This window comes from Pseudomonas sp. PVC-3-1 (assembly GCF_057444315.1).
The window spans coordinates 25,060-39,232 of record NZ_CM172023.1 but is presented as its reverse complement, the minus strand read 5'-3'; the positions used below and the strand labels follow the sequence as shown (position 1 = coordinate 39,232).

Sequence of the window (14,173 nt, the reverse complement as noted above, 5' to 3'; positions counted from 1 at the left end):
GGGCGGCGATGGACTGGCTCGGATACCACACGGTGCGTCTGCCGGGGCTTAGGGCTTGACCACCATCCCGATGCCGCGGCCGCGCGGATCGGAGGCGGTTTCCAGGGCCTTGCCGTTCACACGGATGGCCTGGATGTCACCCATGTTCCAGCCCTGGTCTTCCAGGGTGTAGCCCATGGCCTTGAGCTCGTCGGCAACCTTGCCGGTGAGCGGCGCGTATGCGTCGTAGTAGATGGTGTCCTTGGGCAGCAACTGGTGATGCACACGCTGCGCGGCCACGGCCTTCTCCAGGGGCAGGTGGAAGTCGTAGACGTTGTTCAGCACCTGGAAGATCGAAGTGAAGATCCGCGAGCCGCCGGGGGTGCCCAGTACCAGGCTGACGTGGCCGTCGCGGGTGACGATGCTCGGGCTCATGGAGGAAAGCATGCGCTTGCCCGGCTCGATGGCATTGGCGTCGCTGCCCACGACGCCGAAGGCGTTGGCCACGCCCGGCTTGGAGCTGAAGTCATCCATTTCGTCGTTGAGCAGGAAGCCCGCGCCCTTGACCACCACGCCACTGCCGAAGTCCCAGTTGAGGGTGTAGGTGTTGCTGACGGCGTTGCCATCCTTGTCGACGATGGAGAAGTGCGTGGTCTGGTGCGGCTCAAGGCCCGGACGGACTTTCTCGGTTTCCGAGATGGCGTCCGGGTTCACTTCCTTGGCGCGCTTGGCAATGTAGTTCGGGTCGGTCAACTGGGCCACCGGCACCTTGGAGAACTGCGGGTCACCCAGGTAGTCGGCGCGATCGGCGAACACGCGCTTCTCGATTTCCGAGAGCAGGTGGATGTACTTGGCGGAGTTCAGCTCCACGCCCTTGAAGTCAGCGGCGCGCTGTTCCTTGATGCCGATCAGCTGGGCCAGGGCGATGCCGCCGGAGCTGGGCAGCGGCGCGGTGTAGAGGGTGTTGCCCTGCCAGTCGATGCGCATGGGTTCGCGCCATTGGGCCTTGTAGTCGACCAGGTCGTCGGCGGTGATCAGGCCGCCGTCCTGCTTCATCTGCGCGATCAGCAGCTTGGCGGTCTCACCCTTGTAGAAGTCGTCCGGGCCCTTGTCGGCAATACGCTCCAGGGTCTTGGCCAGTTCCGGCTGCTTGAAGGTTTCACCCGGCGACAGGGTGCCGAAGTAGTCGCCGAAGTTGGTCTTGCCGTTGAACAGCGCGATGGCGTCCTGGCGGTACTGGTATTGCTGGTCGGCGACCCGGAAGCCGCTCTGCGCGTAGCCGATGGCCGGGGTCAGCAGTTCGCTCCACTTCAGTTTGCCGAAGCGCTTGTGCGCCTCCCACAGGCCCATCACCGTACCCGGCACGCCGGCGGCCTTGGCACCGACCAGGCTGAGGTTTTCGATGACCTCGCCCTTCTCGTTCAGGTACATGGTCTTGGTCGCGGCCTTCGGCGCGATCTCGCGGTAGTCGAGGAAATACGGCTTGCCGTCGACGTACAGGGTCATGAAACCGCCGCCGCCGATGTTGCCGGCTTCGGGGTAGGTGACCGCGAGGGTGAAGGCGGTGGCGACCGCGGCGTCGACGGCGTTGCCGCCTTTCTTGAGGATCTCGGCGGCGACTTTCGCGCCGTACTGATCCGGCGCGGCAACCGCGCCACCGTCGAGGGTGACGGCGAAGACCGACGAGCTCGCCGCGAGGATCGCGACGCCCAGGGGCAGCTTGCTGAAGTGGAACACGCGCATGGGACTTCCTTATTTATTCTTGTGCTTGCGGTGAGGGTGAAGGCCCCGGCGAACCGGGGCCTTCGGGTAAAACAACAGCAGGATCAGTGCGGCAGGATCTTGGCCAGGAACTGCTGGGTGCGTTCGGCGCGGTTCTGCAGGTCGCCGAAGAATTCCTCCTTCGGGCAGTCCTCGACGATCTGCCCGCGGTCCATGAAGATCACCCGGTCGGCGACCTTGCGTGCGAAGCCCATCTCGTGGGTCACGCACATCATGGTCATGCCTTCCTGGGCGAGCTGGACCATTACGTCGAGCACCTCGTTGACCATCTCCGGGTCGAGCGCCGAGGTCGGTTCGTCGAACAGCATGACGATCGGGTCCATCGCCAGCGCGCGGGCGATCGCCACGCGCTGCTGCTGGCCGCCGGAGAGCTGGCCGGGATGCTTGTGGGCGTGGGCTTGCAGGCCGACGCGGTCGAGCAGCTTCATGCCCTTTTCCATCGCCTCTTCCTTGCTCCGCCCCAGTACCTTGCGCTGGGCGATGGTGAGGTTCTCGGTGATGGTCAAGTGCGGGAACAGCTCGAAGTGCTGGAACACCATGCCAACCCGCGAGCGCAGCTTGGGCAGGTCGGTCTTGGGGTTGGCGATGGAGGTGCCATCGACCGTGATGTCGCCCTTCTGGAAGGGCTCCAGCGCGTTGACGCACTTGATCAGGGTCGACTTGCCCGAGCCGGACGGCCCGCAGACCACCACCACTTCACCCTTGGCGACCTTGGTGTTGCAGTCGGTGAGAACCTGGAAGTCGCCGTACCACTTGCTGACGTTATCGATGGAGATCATACGGTTAACCTTTTCTGCAGGCGCTTCACGCAAAGGGACGCGGCGAAGCTGATGACGAAGTAGACGAGACCGGCGAAGATCAGGAATTCATGGGGCTGGCCGATGATGTCGCCACGCGAGCGGGCGGCATTGAGGAAGTCCATCAGACCGACCGAGTACACCAGCGAGGTGTCCTGGAACAGGATGATGCTCTGCTGCAGCAGCAGCGGGGTCATCTTGCGGAACGCCTGGGGCAGGATGATCAGGCGCATGGACTGGCCGTAGGTCATGCCCAGTGCGTAGGACGCGCCGATCTGGCCCTTCGGGATGGCCTGGATGCCGGCGCGGACGATCTCGCAGTAGTACGCCGCCTCGAACATCATGAAGGCCACCAGGCACGAGGTGAACGCGCCCACGGGGGTGTCCTGGCCGGTGATCCAGCGCAGGATGAACGGCACCGCGAAGTAGAACCAGGTGATCACCAGCAGCAGCGGGATCGAGCGGAAGTAGTTTACGTAGAAGCCGGCGATGTTCGACAGCAGCTTGCTGTTGGACAGCCGCATCAGCGCGAGGATGGTGCCCAGCACCACGCCGCCCAGCACACCGAGGATCATCAGTTGCAGGGTGGTGAGCATGCCTTCCCAGAGGCCGGGGAGGGCGGGGACGATCTGGCTGAAGTCCATCATTTACCTCCCACGGAGATCAGGCCCGGCACGGCGACTTTCTTCTCGACCATGCGCATGATCAGCATCAGGCTCATGTTCAGGGTGAAGTAGATCGCGGTGGCGAGGGTGAAGGCCTCGAACAGGTTGGCGCTGAATTCGGCGGTCTGCTTGGTCTGCGCCAGCAGCTCCATGAGCCCGATCAGCGAGGCCACCGAGGAGTTCTTGAAGACGTTGAGGAATTCCGAGGTCAGCGGCGGAATGATGATCCGGAAGGCCTGCGGCAACAGCACGTGGCGGTAGATCGCCGGCAGGCGGAAGCCCACGGCGCTGGCGGCGGCGAGCTGGCCCTTGGGCAGCGCCTGGATGCCGGTGCGCACCTGCTCGCAGACCCGCGCGGCGGTGAACAGGCCCAGGCACACGACGACGCTGATGAAGGCCGAGGTTTCCGGGGCGATGCCCAGCTTGAACCAGTCCTGGATCGGCTGCGGCAGGTAGTCCGGCACCAGGAAGTACCAGAGGAACAGCTGCACCAGCAGCGGCACGTTGCGGAACAGCTCCACATAGGCCGTGGCGATGCCCGACAGCCAGCGGTTGGGCAGGGTGCGCATCACCCCCAGCAGCGAGCCGAGCGCCAGGGCGATGACCCACGCCGCGAGTGACACGGCGATGGTCCAGCCCAGGCCGGTGATGTACCAGTCCAGGTAGCGCTCGTCGCCAATCCCGGTGGACTTGAAGAACACGCCCCAATCCCAGTTGTAATCCATGACGGGTTTCCCCTCGATTGCTTTGCACGGTACGGGGCCGGACGCAGGCGCAAGGCCGCCCGCCACCCGCGGGTAGCGGGTGTTCCGGCATCGTCAGATTGGAAGTTGGGCCGGGAGCGCGCGGCGTGCGCTCCCGATCCCCCGTCGGGTGCCGCCTTGTGGGCGGAACCCGACGCGACCGTTACATCTGCTCGGCAGACTTGTCGGTCGGATTGGCGATCAGCTTCTTGAGCTCATCACTCATCGGGAAGTTGAGGTTCAGGTTCTTCGGCGGGATGGGCTGCATGAACCACTTGTCGTAGATCTTGTTGACCTCACCCGAGGCGAAGGTGTCGGAGATGGCCTTGTCGACCACCTTCTTGAACGGCGCGTCACCCTTGCGAACCATGCACGCGTAGATCTCGTAGGACTGCGGCTTGCCGACCACGTGCCAGTCGTCCGGCTTCTTGGCCTTGGCCATTTCGCCGTAGAGCAGCGCGTCGTCCATCATGAAGGCCACGGCGCGGCCGGATTCGAGCATCAGGAAGGACTCGCCATGGTCCTTGGCCGAGATGATGTTCATGCCCATCTTCTGGTCGGCGTTCATCTGCTTGAGCAGGCGCTCGGAGGTGGTGCCGGCGGTGGTCACCACGTTCTTGCCCTTGAGGTCCGGGAAGTCGTTGATGCCCGAGCTGGTCTTGGTCAGCAGGCGGGTGCCGACCTCGAAGATGCCGACGGAGAAGTCGACCTGCTTCTGGCGCTCGAGGTTGTTGGTGGTGGAGCCACACTCGATGTCCACGGTGCCGTTCTGCACCAGCGGAATACGGGTCTGGGAGGTCACCAGGTTGTAGCGAACCTTCAGGTCGGGGGCGTTCAGCTCTTTCTTCAGGGCTTCGACGACCTTGATCTGCAGGTCGTGCGAGTAGCCTTCCGGCTGACGCGGGTCGCTGCCGAGGTAGGAGAAGGGGATGGAGGCGTCACGGTGACCGAGAACGATGGTGCCGGAGTCCTTGATCTTCTTCAGGGTACCGGTCAGCTCTTCGGCGACGACGGGAGTGGCGAGCAGGGCCGCGACAATGGCGACGCCCAACGCACGGGGTGCGAAACGCATGGAGACTACCTCGACTGGTTGTGTTTGTTATTCAGTCCTGCGCCGACGAGGCTCACTCCAGGCCGGTCGCATGTTCGAGGAGGAGCAGAGCAGGCTCCGTGCCAAGGCTTTCGCCTATTTATAACTTGTTGAATTTAAAGGATTAAATTAAAAAATCAGGGCTGAAGATTGTGAGCGGTGTTCGGCTGGCCGGATTTTTCGGGATTCTGCGTTCGGAAATCCGAACGAATACCTGGCTCAGACGTCCGGCTGGCCGGCCCACTGGCCGCGCTGGAAGGGCGCAGGGCGATCAGCCAGGTGCATGGCGATGCGCTCCAGCAGTTGATGGGTCGGCGCGCGCACGCCGGTGACCGTCTGGCCCAGGCTAAGGGCGATTACCAGGAGGAGAACGGCGGGCTGGAAAGCTGGCAGGTGGGCGCGTGTCGCCGCGAGGAAGAGGGCGCTGGTGCCCAGCCCGAGCGAGAGGCCGGCGTAGACTTCTGCCGGCGAATGCACGTTGATCTCCAGCCGCGAGATGCCCACCAGCATTGCCAGCAGGGCTGCGAACGCCGCGGCGAACAAGCCCGCACGCCGCGTGCCGAACAGCTGCGCGGCCAGCGTGGGCAGTACCGCCCCGGCCAGCATGCTGTGGCCGGAGATGCCGGTAAAGTTCAGGTTCGGAATTCCGATTCCCCAGCCCATGAACGCCAGCTTCGAACTCACCACCAGCGCAGTCGAGAATCCGAACAGCATCGCCCACAGCCCGGCCTTGGCGGTTTCGCGGCGGTATAGCAACCAGCAGAAGACGAACACGGCGGCCGGCGCCAGCAGGGAGCTGTCGCCGAGGCGGGTGATCAGGGGCCAGAAGGTCATGGGTATCGGAAGGTGGGGCGAAGGCCGGCAACAGTAGCACAGGCTGGTGCCGTCCCAGGCTGCCACACGACGGATGTGACCCTGCGCGCTTGCGCCAGCTTGGCCCCGGCGTCCGCCAGGGCCCACAATGACGGCTTCAGCCCAAAGGAATGCTCGTCATGGACATGGAAAATCCCTACCGCGCCCCTGAAGCCCGGCTGGTCGAGGTGCCGGGTGGCGCCGAACAGGCCAATCGGTTCTTCGTCATCTCCATCACCAAGATGATCGTGCTGTATGTGGCGACGCTGGGCCTGTTCAACCTCTACTGGATGTACAAGCACTGGTCGATCCAGAAGCCGCACATGCCGGGCAGGATCAACCCGCCGCTGCGCAGCCTGTTCATGATCTTCTATATCCACTCCCTCGCCCGGCGTGTGCACGAAGCGCTGCCGGAGGAGCAGCGCAAGGCCTGGCGCTATGGCAGCGATGCCACCTGGGCCGTGGTGCTGCTGATCCTCTCCAATGTCGCCGACAAGCTCACCAGCCGAATTCCCGAGCTCAGCCATTACAGCCTGCCGTTCCTCATCCTCGGTCTGGTGCCACTCATTCCGCTGACGAACATCCAGCGCCGCGCCAACCAGGCCAGTGGCGATCCGCAGGGGCAGGGCAATGCGTCGATTACCCGCTACAACGTGCCCTTCCTGATCCTTGGCGGCTTACTCTGGGTGTTGATCCTGATCGGCTCGGTGGCGGAGTTCGCCGGCGTCGCCTGAGCCGCCTTCGCGCCGCAGCAGCTCGCGCTTGCGCGGCAGACCCCAGCGATAGCCGCCTTCGCCGGTGCCGCCGACCACCCGGTGGCAGGGCACCAGCAGGCCGACATTGTTGCTGGCGCAGGCACGGGCGATGGCGCGGGGATGGGTGCCCAACTGTTCGGCCAGTTCGCCGTAGCGCCGTGTCTCGCCGCTGGGAATGCGCGTGAGCGCGCGCCAGACGCGCAGCTGGAAGGCGCTGCCATGCAGGTCCAGCGGCAGGTGTGCGGCCTGTTCGGGTTCTTCCAGCTGGGTGATCACTTCGCGCAGCCAGTCGCCAAGGCCAGCGTTGTCGCGGCTGCGCTCGGCGGCGGCGAAGCGTTCGGCCAGCTGACGCTCCAGTTCAGCAGCATCGTCGGCAAACAGCAGCGCGCAAACGCCCTTGTCAGTGGCCGCCAGCAACACCAGCCCCAGCGGGCAGGGCGCGATGGCATAGCGCAGGCGTTCGCCGGCGCCTTTCTGCCGGCGTTGTGCAGGGCTCAGCGGCGTCGCGGTTTCATACAGGGCACGGGTGCCGGAGTAGCCGGCCTCCAGCGCGGCATCGAGCACCGAGCGTGATTGCGGCAGGGCGGCGGCCAGGCGTTGCTCGCGGCGCGATTGCGCCCAGGCGCGCGGCGTCAGGCCGGTGCGGGCCTTGAAGGCGCGGGCCAGGTGCGAGGCGGACAGTCCGATGCGGCCGGCCAGCTCGTCCAGGGTCAGAGGCTTCTCGGCCCTGTCGAGCAGCTCGCAAGCCGCGGCGACCAGCGCATCCAGCTGCTCGCGCGGGCTCGGGCCATGTGGCGAACAGCGCTTGCAGGGACGGAAGCCGGCGGCCTCGGCGGCTTCGGGAGCGGCGTAGAAAGCAACGTTTTCCCGCGAGGGCCGGCGCGCCGGGCAGTTCGGCCGGCAGTAGACGCCCGTGGAGCGCACGCTGAACACGAAGCGCCCCTCGTAGCGCGCATCGCGCTCGCAGACCGCCTGCCAGCAGCGCTCGGGGTCAAGTCGGGTAGTCGTCATGGCAGCTCTCCGGGGCAATGGCTGTTGGGCAGATTCTCCGTCCCGACACGCGGTGCAGCAATCCGCATCGCGTTTTCAAACTCGAAGCGCGGCGGCAGGGGCTACGCTTGCTGGGTATTCCCTGAAGAAGACCTCATGCCTTGCGCCGATTCTGCCTGTGCTGCCTTCTGCTGCTCCTCGCGCTGAGCGGCCAGACCCGTGCCGCGAGCCTCGCGCTGAGCGAGCAGGAGCGAGCCCTAATTTCGGCCCACGAGCCGATCCGCGTCGGCCTGTTCCGCGCCGGCTGGCCGCCGTTCGAGGTCATCGACGAGTTCGACCAGTTCCACGGCATCAGCGCGGACTACCTGCAATTGCTCTCCGAGCGCCTGGGCATGAAAGTCCAGCCGGTGTTGTACAACACCTGGGAGGAGGTACTGGCGGCGGTGAAAGCTGGCGAAGTGGACCTGGTGCCGTCCATGGCGGCCACCGAGGAGCGCCAGCATTTCCTGAGCTTCACCCAGCCCTACGTCACGACCAGCAGCCTGATCTTCGCCCGGCGCGACAGCACCATCCGCACGCTGGACGACCTTTCCGGCCGCCGGGTGGCGGTCGAGCAGGGCTACGCCGTCCATGAGCTGCTGAACAAGGCGGTGCCGGGGGTCGACTTCGTCCTGGTGGAGGATTCCCCCAGCGCGCTCAAGGCCGTCTCCACCGGGCGTGCCGACGCCTATGTGGGCAACCTCATCACCACCACCTTCCTGATCGAGCAGCTCAGCCTTTCCAACATGGAGGTGCGGGGCGACAGCGGGCTGGGCAACAGCCAGGTGCGCTTTGCCATGCGCAAGGAACTGGAGCCGCTGGTGCCGTTGCTGGATCGTGCCCTGGGCAACATCACCCGCAGTGAACAGGAGGCGATCCAGGCGCGCTGGCTGCCGTCGCTGGATGTCTTCGACTGGATGAACCTGCTGCAGATCGCCTGGCCCTGGGTGGTGGGCTTCCTCGCCCTGCTGACCTTCGTACTGGTGTGGAACCGTCGGCTGTCGATCCAGGTGGCCGAGCGCGCCCGCGCCGAGGCGGAGGAGCGGCGCCAGCGCAGCACCCTGCTGGCGCTGATCAACTCGATTCCCGACCCCATCTGGTTCAAGGACACCCAGGGGCGCTACCTGGGGGTCAACCAGGCCTTTGCCGACTGCCTGGGACGCGCGCCAGAGGACATAGTCGGGCGCAGCGACCAGCAGATGTTCAGCCAGGCGGCCGGCAGCGGCCGGCAGGAGCGTGACCGTCAGGCGCTGACCGAGCGCGAGCCTTACGCCAGTGAGGGCTGGGTGGTTTATCCCGATGGCCGGCGGGTGCTCTTCGACACCCTGCGCAGCGCCTTCCATGACGACCGGGGCCGGCTGCTCGGCCTGGTGGGGGTCAGCCGTGACGTCACCGCGCGTAAGTCCACCGAGCTGGCACTGGCCGAGGCGCGCGACCTGGCCGAAGAAGCGGCGCAGCTCAAGAGTGACTTCCTGGCCAACATGAGCCATGAGATCCGCACGCCGCTGAACATCATCATCGGCCTGGCACACCTGCTCCAGGAAACGACGCTGGACCCCCAGCAGGTGGATTACCTGGGCAAGATCCAGGGTTCGGGCCAGTACCTGCTGGAGCTGATCAGCGACATCCTCGACCTGTCCCGCGTCGAGGCCGGCAAGCTGGAGTTCGAGCATATCGGCTTCGACCTGGAGCGCCTGCTCGGCGAGCTGTTCGATCTGTTCAACATCCGCGCGGCGAGCAAGGGCCTGGCGGTGCGCTGCGAGATCGACCCACGGGTGCCTGCCCAGGTGGTGGGGGATTCGCTGCGCCTGCGGCAGATCCTGATGAACTACGGCAACAACGCACTGAAGTTCACCGAGCAGGGCGAAGTGGTGCTGATCGTTCGCCTGGAGGACGAGGACGAAGACAGCCTGCAGCTCTACTTCGCCTTCCGCGACACCGGCATCGGCATCACCGAACCGCAGCAGCAGCGCCTGTTCGAGTCCTTCCAGCAGGCGGACAGCTCCATCACCCGGCGCTATGGCGGTTCGGGCCTGGGCCTGGCGATCTGCCGGAAACTGGCCGAGGCGATGGGCGGCAGCGTCGGGGTGGAGAGCGAAGCGAACCGCGGCAGCCTGTTCTGGTGCCGGTTGCCGATGGGGCGCGTGGACGACTCGGCGAGCCTGAGCCTGCAGAACATCAGCCACGAACCGCTGCCGGTGCCGATGCTGCCGGCCGCCGCGGCGGCGCCGGCGCTGCTGGAGAGCGGCAACGACGCCGAGGTCGAGCAGGTCTGCCGGCGCCTGGCGCATCTGCTGGCAGCGGACGACCCGCGCGCCGGACGGTTGCTCGGCGAGCGTGCAAGCCTGCTGCGCAGCGTCTTCAATGAGGGCTACGAGGGCATCGCCACGAGCGTGCGGCGCTTCGAGTTCGAGCGGGCCCTGGAAAGTCTGGTGAATCTCGCGAGGGAGCGCGATATCCGGATATGAAGAGGTGGCTACGGCAAGACGGGGTAGGAACACGCGGACCGGGCCGTGGTCCGATCCCCCGTGGCATGTCACGAATCTGACCGATGTGAGGAGTTGCGATGGATAGCATGCTGGACCGGCCGGAACAGGAGATGATCCTGGTGGTGGACGATCAGCCGGATAACCTGATGCTCATGAGCGAGCTGCTTATGGACCGCTACCAGGTGCGCGTCGCCTCCAGCGGGCCGAAGGCCCTGCGCTTGATGCAGAGCGATCCGCGGCCGGACCTGGTGCTGCTCGACATCATGATGCCGGAGATGGACGGCTACGAAGTCTGCCGCCAGCTCAAGGCCGACCCGCTCACCCGCGACATCCCGGTGATCTTCCTCACCGGCATGGTCAGCGCCGCCGACGAGCAGAAGGGCCTGGACCTGGGCGCGGTGGACTACCTGACCAAACCGATCAGCCCGCCGGTGACCCTGGCGCGTATCCGCGCCCACTTGAACCTGAAAGCCAACTCCGACTTCCTGCGCGACAAGAGCGAGTACCTGGAGCTGGAAGTGCGTCGCCGCGCCCGCGAGCTGCAGGCCATCCAGGATGCCACCCTGGAAGCCATGGCGACCCTCTGCGACCTGCGCGACAACCCGCACAGCAACCACCTGGTGCGCATCGAGCACTACATGCGCCTGCTGGGCAGCTCGCTGTCCCTGCACGACGAGTTCGCCGCCGAGCTGTCGGTGGAGAACATCGAACTGCTGGTGCGCTCGGCGCAGTTGCACGATATCGGCAAGGTCGCCGTGCCCGATCGCATTCTGCACAGCCCTGGCCAGCTGGAAGAGGCTGACCGGCTGATCCTCGAAAGCCACACCACCGTTGGCCGTGATGCCCTGGCGGCGGCCGAGCGCAAGCTGGGTTCTCCGGCGGAATTTCTGCGTTACGCCAAAGAAATCGCCTACAGCCACCACGAACACTGGGACGGCAGCGGCTTCCCTGAAGGCCTTTCTGGCGAGCAGATTCCCCTGGGCGCGCGGATGTTGTCGCTGATCGACTGCTACGACGAGTTCACCTGCCGCCACGCCTATCGCACCTCGCTGACCCCGGAAGAAGCCGCCGAGCGCATCAAGGCCGGCGCCGGCCGGCAGTTCGACCCGCGCGTGGCGGAGGCTTTCGGCGAAGTCGCCGAAGGCTTCGCCAACATCGCCCAGCGCTATGCCGACAGCGACGAGGCGCTGGGGCTGGAGCTGCAGCGGCTGGAGGATGCGGTCACTGAAAGTATCGAGCTGACACCGCCCGAGCCCTGATCGCGCTGGGCGGTTGTCGATGATTGCCGTATAAGGAGCGCAGCGCCCCAGAGAGGTACGCCAGGAAGCCCGATGAAGACCCCGAAACGCCTAGAGCCGTTGATCGAAGACGGCCTGATCGATGAAGTATTACGCCCGCTGATGAGCGGCAAGGAAGCTGCGGTCTACGTGGTGCGCTGCGGCACCGAGCTGCGCTGCGCCAAGGTCTACAAGGAAGCGAATAAGCGTAGCTTCCGTCAGGCCGCCGAGTACCAGGAAGGCCGCAAGGTGCGTAACAGCCGCCAGGCCCGCGCCATGGCCAAGGGCACCAAGTACGGTCGCAAGGAGCAGGAGGACGCCTGGCAGAACGCCGAGGTGGCCGCGCTGTTCCGCCTGGCCAATGCCGGGGTACGCGTACCCAAGCCTTACGATTTCCTCGACGGCGTACTGCTGATGGAGATGGTCGCCGACGAAGAGGGCGACGCCGCGCCGCGCCTGAACGACGTGGTGATGGAGCCCGAGCTGGCCCGCGACTTCCACGAGTTCCTCATCCGCCAGATCGTCATGATGCTCTGCGCCGGTCTGGTGCACGGCGACCTGTCGGAATTCAACGTGCTGGTCGGCCCCGACGGCCCGGTGATCATCGACCTGCCGCAGGCGGTGGACGCTGCTGGCAACAACCATGCCTTCCGCATGCTCGAGCGCGACGTGGGCAACATGGCCGCCTACTTCGGCCGCTTCGCCCCGGAGCTCAGGTATACGCATTACGCCAAGGAAATGTGGGCCCTCTATGAGGACGGCAAGCTGCAGCCAGACACTCCGCTGACCGGACATTTCGATGATCCGGAAGACGAGGCGGATGTGGATTCGGTGCTGCGCGAGATCGCCGAAGCCATGCGTGAGCAGGAACGCCGCGAAGCTGGCCGCGCCGCCCAGGACGCCCCGCAGCAACGCGACGAGCCACCGCCCCCACCGTGGGAACAGGCCTGAAGGAATTGCCCGGCGAATCCGAGCTGCTTGCCCTGGTCGCCGCGCAACCCGAACGCATGTACTTGCTGCGCATGGTGCGCGATCACGGCCCGGAAGGGGCCTGGATCGCCGCCGGCTTTGTGCGCAACGCGGTGTGGGACGCCATGCATGGCTACGACGAGCAGACGCCACTCAGCGATGTGGATGTCCTCTACTTCTGTTCCGGCTGCCTGGCGCCGGAAGCTGATTACCAGTGGGAACGCCGGTTGCAGGAAGCCTGTCCCGGCGTACCCTGGTCCGTGCGTAACCAGGCGCGGATGCACCTGCGCAATGGCGATTCGCCCTATCGGGATTGCGGGGACGCCATGTGCCATTGGCCCGAGCTCTGCACGGCGGTGGCGCTGCGCTTGCGCGGTGATTGCCTGGAGCTGCTGGCGCCGTTGGGGATCGACGACATCTGGGCGCTGCGCGTCCGGCCGACCGAGCACTTCCGCGCCAAGCCGCACATCTACCGCGAGCGTATAGCCGCCAAGAACTGGCCGGCGCGCTGGCCGAAGCTGCGTATCGATTCCTTGTAGGAGCGAGCTTGCTCGCGAACCCGCCCATCGCCGATTTGCCCGGTGAATCTGTTCGCGAGCAAGCTCGCTCCTACAAAAAGCGTCTCGGAGAACTGTAAGGCCGCAACTGTATCCATACATTTCAGGCACGGGCTGTTAGTTTTCCGCTATCCCACCCCGAGCGCTCTGCCATGCCCCTCCGCCACGTCCTCCTTGCCCTGCTGGTCACCCTGATCTGGGGCGTCAACTTCGTCGTGATCAAGGTCGGCCTGCATGATTTCCCGCCGCTGTTGTTCTGCGCCCTGCGTTTCGCCCTGGCGGCACTGCCGTTGATCTTCCTGGGCGGCCCGTTGCCGGCGCCGTTCTGGCGAATCGTGCAGATCGGCGTACTGCTGGGCGTGGTCAAGTTCGGCCTGCTGTTCGTCGGCATGCACATCGGTATGCCTGCCGGGCTGTCGTCGCTGGTGCTGCAGAGCCAGGTGTTCTTCACCGTGCTGATCGCCGCTGCGTTCCTCGGCGAGCGCCCCAGCCCGCGCGCACTGCTCGGTCTGGCACTGGCCGCCGGCGGTCTGCTGCTGATCGGCCTGGAGCGCCCCATGGGCGATAGCCTGGTGGCCTTCCTGCTGGTGATTGCCGCCGCACTGGCCTGGGCTTTTTCCAACATCGCCACCAAGCGCTCCGGAGCCAGCGACATGCTGCGCCTGATCAGCTGGGTCAGCCTGATCCCGCCGTTGCCCCTGCTGGTGCTGTCGTGGATCTTCGAAGGCCCCGAGGCCATCGAGCACGCCGTACTGAACATCAGCCTGAGCGGGGTGGGCGCGCTGCTCTACATCGCCTTCCTCGCCACCACCGTGGGCTTTGGCCTGTGGAGCTTCCTGCTGCGCCGCTACCCGGCCAGCCAGGTCACGCCTTTCGCCCTGGCCGTGCCGGTGTCCGGGCTGCTGTCGGGCTGGCTGTTCCTGGGCGAAGATCTCACCACCCAGGACTGGATGGCCTGCGTGCTGGTCTTCGTCGGTCTCGCGGTGACCGTATTGCCGGCTTCGATCTGGAGCCGCCGCACGGCGGCGAACGCCTAGGATCATTCCTTACCTGTAGGAGCGAGCTTGCTCGCGAACCAACCTCACTACGGGACCTGTTCGCGAGCAAGCTCGCTCCTATAACAGCAGATCCGCCCTACGGTTGAGTCCCCCCGCCAAGGGACGGTGTCCAAGCAGGTTCGTCGGATTGT

Annotated in this window: 13 protein-coding genes; 6 read left to right on the top strand and 7 right to left on the bottom strand. The window is 65.5% G+C overall.

The window, feature by feature from the left end:
* Nucleotides 1-48 precede the first annotated feature (48 nt).
* The 6 genes from ggt to AC2T4A_RS00160 form a co-directional block, all read right to left on the bottom strand.
* Nucleotides 49-1,722 carry a gamma-glutamyltransferase gene (gene ggt, locus AC2T4A_RS00185; RefSeq protein ID WP_478377406.1) on the bottom strand — a complete coding sequence of 558 codons (1,674 nt, stop codon included), beginning with the start codon at nucleotides 1,720-1,722 and terminating at the stop codon, nucleotides 49-51.
* Nucleotides 1,723-1,805: 83 nt separating this feature from the next.
* Nucleotides 1,806-2,540 (bottom strand): amino acid ABC transporter ATP-binding protein, encoded by a 735-nt coding sequence (locus tag AC2T4A_RS00180; RefSeq protein ID WP_236200475.1) that lies wholly within the window; start codon nucleotides 2,538-2,540, stop codon nucleotides 1,806-1,808.
* Entirely contained in the window at nucleotides 2,537-3,205 is a 669-nt protein-coding gene (locus AC2T4A_RS00175) for an amino acid ABC transporter permease (protein ID WP_184592492.1), read from the bottom strand. Before AC2T4A_RS00175 ends, AC2T4A_RS00180 begins: the two co-directional genes overlap by 4 nt.
* Nucleotides 3,202-3,948 (bottom strand): amino acid ABC transporter permease, encoded by a 747-nt coding sequence (locus tag AC2T4A_RS00170; protein WP_478377405.1) that lies wholly within the window; start codon nucleotides 3,946-3,948, stop codon nucleotides 3,202-3,204. The genes AC2T4A_RS00175 and AC2T4A_RS00170 overlap by 4 nt, the downstream gene beginning before the upstream one ends.
* A 181-nt stretch (nucleotides 3,949-4,129) precedes the next feature.
* A complete protein-coding gene (locus AC2T4A_RS00165) occupies nucleotides 4,130-5,038 on the bottom strand; it encodes a glutamate/aspartate ABC transporter substrate-binding protein (protein WP_065084484.1) in 909 nt (302 codons plus the stop codon).
* Between the two features lie 237 nt (nucleotides 5,039-5,275).
* Nucleotides 5,276-5,890 carry a phosphatase PAP2 family protein gene (locus tag AC2T4A_RS00160; protein WP_486742488.1) on the bottom strand — a complete coding sequence of 205 codons (615 nt, stop codon included), beginning with the start codon at nucleotides 5,888-5,890 and terminating at the stop codon, nucleotides 5,276-5,278.
* Between the two features lie 158 nt (nucleotides 5,891-6,048).
* Here AC2T4A_RS00160 and AC2T4A_RS00155 point away from each other — a divergent pair, with 158 nt between their 5' ends.
* Nucleotides 6,049-6,642, top strand: a complete 594-nt coding sequence (locus tag AC2T4A_RS00155) for an MFS transporter permease (RefSeq protein ID WP_486742487.1) — start codon at nucleotides 6,049-6,051, stop codon at nucleotides 6,640-6,642.
* Here AC2T4A_RS00155 and ada read toward each other — a convergent pair.
* Complete coding sequence (ada, locus tag AC2T4A_RS00150) at nucleotides 6,586-7,674, bottom strand: bifunctional DNA-binding transcriptional regulator/O6-methylguanine-DNA methyltransferase Ada (protein WP_486742485.1); 1,089 nt, start codon at nucleotides 7,672-7,674, stop codon at nucleotides 6,586-6,588. The two genes, AC2T4A_RS00155 and ada, sit on opposite strands and share 57 nt — an antisense overlap.
* A gap of 140 nt (nucleotides 7,675-7,814) precedes the next feature.
* Here ada and AC2T4A_RS00145 point away from each other — a divergent pair, with 140 nt between their 5' ends.
* The 5 genes from AC2T4A_RS00145 to AC2T4A_RS00125 all read left to right on the top strand — a co-directional run bounded on the left by AC2T4A_RS00145 (nucleotide 7,815) and on the right by AC2T4A_RS00125 (nucleotide 14,021).
* Complete coding sequence (locus AC2T4A_RS00145) at nucleotides 7,815-10,160, top strand: ATP-binding protein (RefSeq protein ID WP_486742484.1); 2,346 nt, start codon at nucleotides 7,815-7,817, stop codon at nucleotides 10,158-10,160.
* Nucleotides 10,161-10,258: 98 nt separating this feature from the next.
* Nucleotides 10,259-11,440, top strand: coding sequence for an HD domain-containing phosphohydrolase (locus AC2T4A_RS00140; RefSeq protein ID WP_416745883.1), 1,182 nt, complete (start codon nucleotides 10,259-10,261; stop codon nucleotides 11,438-11,440).
* Between the two features lie 72 nt (nucleotides 11,441-11,512).
* Complete coding sequence (locus tag AC2T4A_RS00135) at nucleotides 11,513-12,409, top strand: PA4780 family RIO1-like protein kinase (RefSeq protein ID WP_416745881.1); 897 nt, start codon at nucleotides 11,513-11,515, stop codon at nucleotides 12,407-12,409.
* Between the two features lie 56 nt (nucleotides 12,410-12,465).
* A complete protein-coding gene (locus AC2T4A_RS00130; protein ID WP_486743741.1) occupies nucleotides 12,466-12,966 on the top strand; it encodes a nucleotidyltransferase family protein in 501 nt (166 codons plus the stop codon).
* Nucleotides 12,967-13,136: 170 nt separating this feature from the next.
* Nucleotides 13,137-14,021, top strand: a complete 885-nt coding sequence (locus tag AC2T4A_RS00125; RefSeq protein WP_486742483.1) for an EamA family transporter — start codon at nucleotides 13,137-13,139, stop codon at nucleotides 14,019-14,021.
* Nucleotides 14,022-14,173: the final 152 nt, after the last annotated feature.

What these genes read in the sequence shown, in the direction of transcription:
- AC2T4A_RS00160 (WP_486742488.1), bottom strand. Translation starts at nt 5,890, where the DNA reads ATGACCTTCTGGCCCCTGATCACCCGCCTCGGCGACAGCTCCCTGCTG.
- AC2T4A_RS00165 (WP_065084484.1), bottom strand. Translation starts at nt 5,038, where the DNA reads ATGCGTTTCGCACCCCGTGCGTTGGGCGTCGCCATTGTCGCGGCCCTG.
- AC2T4A_RS00180 (WP_236200475.1), bottom strand. Translation starts at nt 2,540, where the DNA reads ATGATCTCCATCGATAACGTCAGCAAGTGGTACGGCGACTTCCAGGTT.
- AC2T4A_RS00175 (WP_184592492.1), bottom strand. Translation starts at nt 3,205, where the DNA reads ATGATGGACTTCAGCCAGATCGTCCCCGCCCTCCCCGGCCTCTGGGAA.
- AC2T4A_RS00125 (WP_486742483.1), top strand. Translation starts at nt 13,137, where the DNA reads ATGCCCCTCCGCCACGTCCTCCTTGCCCTGCTGGTCACCCTGATCTGG.
- AC2T4A_RS00170 (WP_478377405.1), bottom strand. Translation starts at nt 3,948, where the DNA reads ATGGATTACAACTGGGATTGGGGCGTGTTCTTCAAGTCCACCGGGATT.
- AC2T4A_RS00135 (WP_416745881.1), top strand. Translation starts at nt 11,513, where the DNA reads ATGAAGACCCCGAAACGCCTAGAGCCGTTGATCGAAGACGGCCTGATC.
- AC2T4A_RS00155 (WP_486742487.1), top strand. Translation starts at nt 6,049, where the DNA reads ATGGACATGGAAAATCCCTACCGCGCCCCTGAAGCCCGGCTGGTCGAG.
- AC2T4A_RS00130 (WP_486743741.1), top strand. Translation starts at nt 12,466, where the DNA reads ATGTACTTGCTGCGCATGGTGCGCGATCACGGCCCGGAAGGGGCCTGG.
- AC2T4A_RS00140 (WP_416745883.1), top strand. Translation starts at nt 10,259, where the DNA reads ATGGATAGCATGCTGGACCGGCCGGAACAGGAGATGATCCTGGTGGTG.
- ggt (WP_478377406.1), bottom strand. Translation starts at nt 1,722, where the DNA reads ATGCGCGTGTTCCACTTCAGCAAGCTGCCCCTGGGCGTCGCGATCCTC.
- ada (WP_486742485.1), bottom strand. Translation starts at nt 7,674, where the DNA reads ATGACGACTACCCGACTTGACCCCGAGCGCTGCTGGCAGGCGGTCTGC.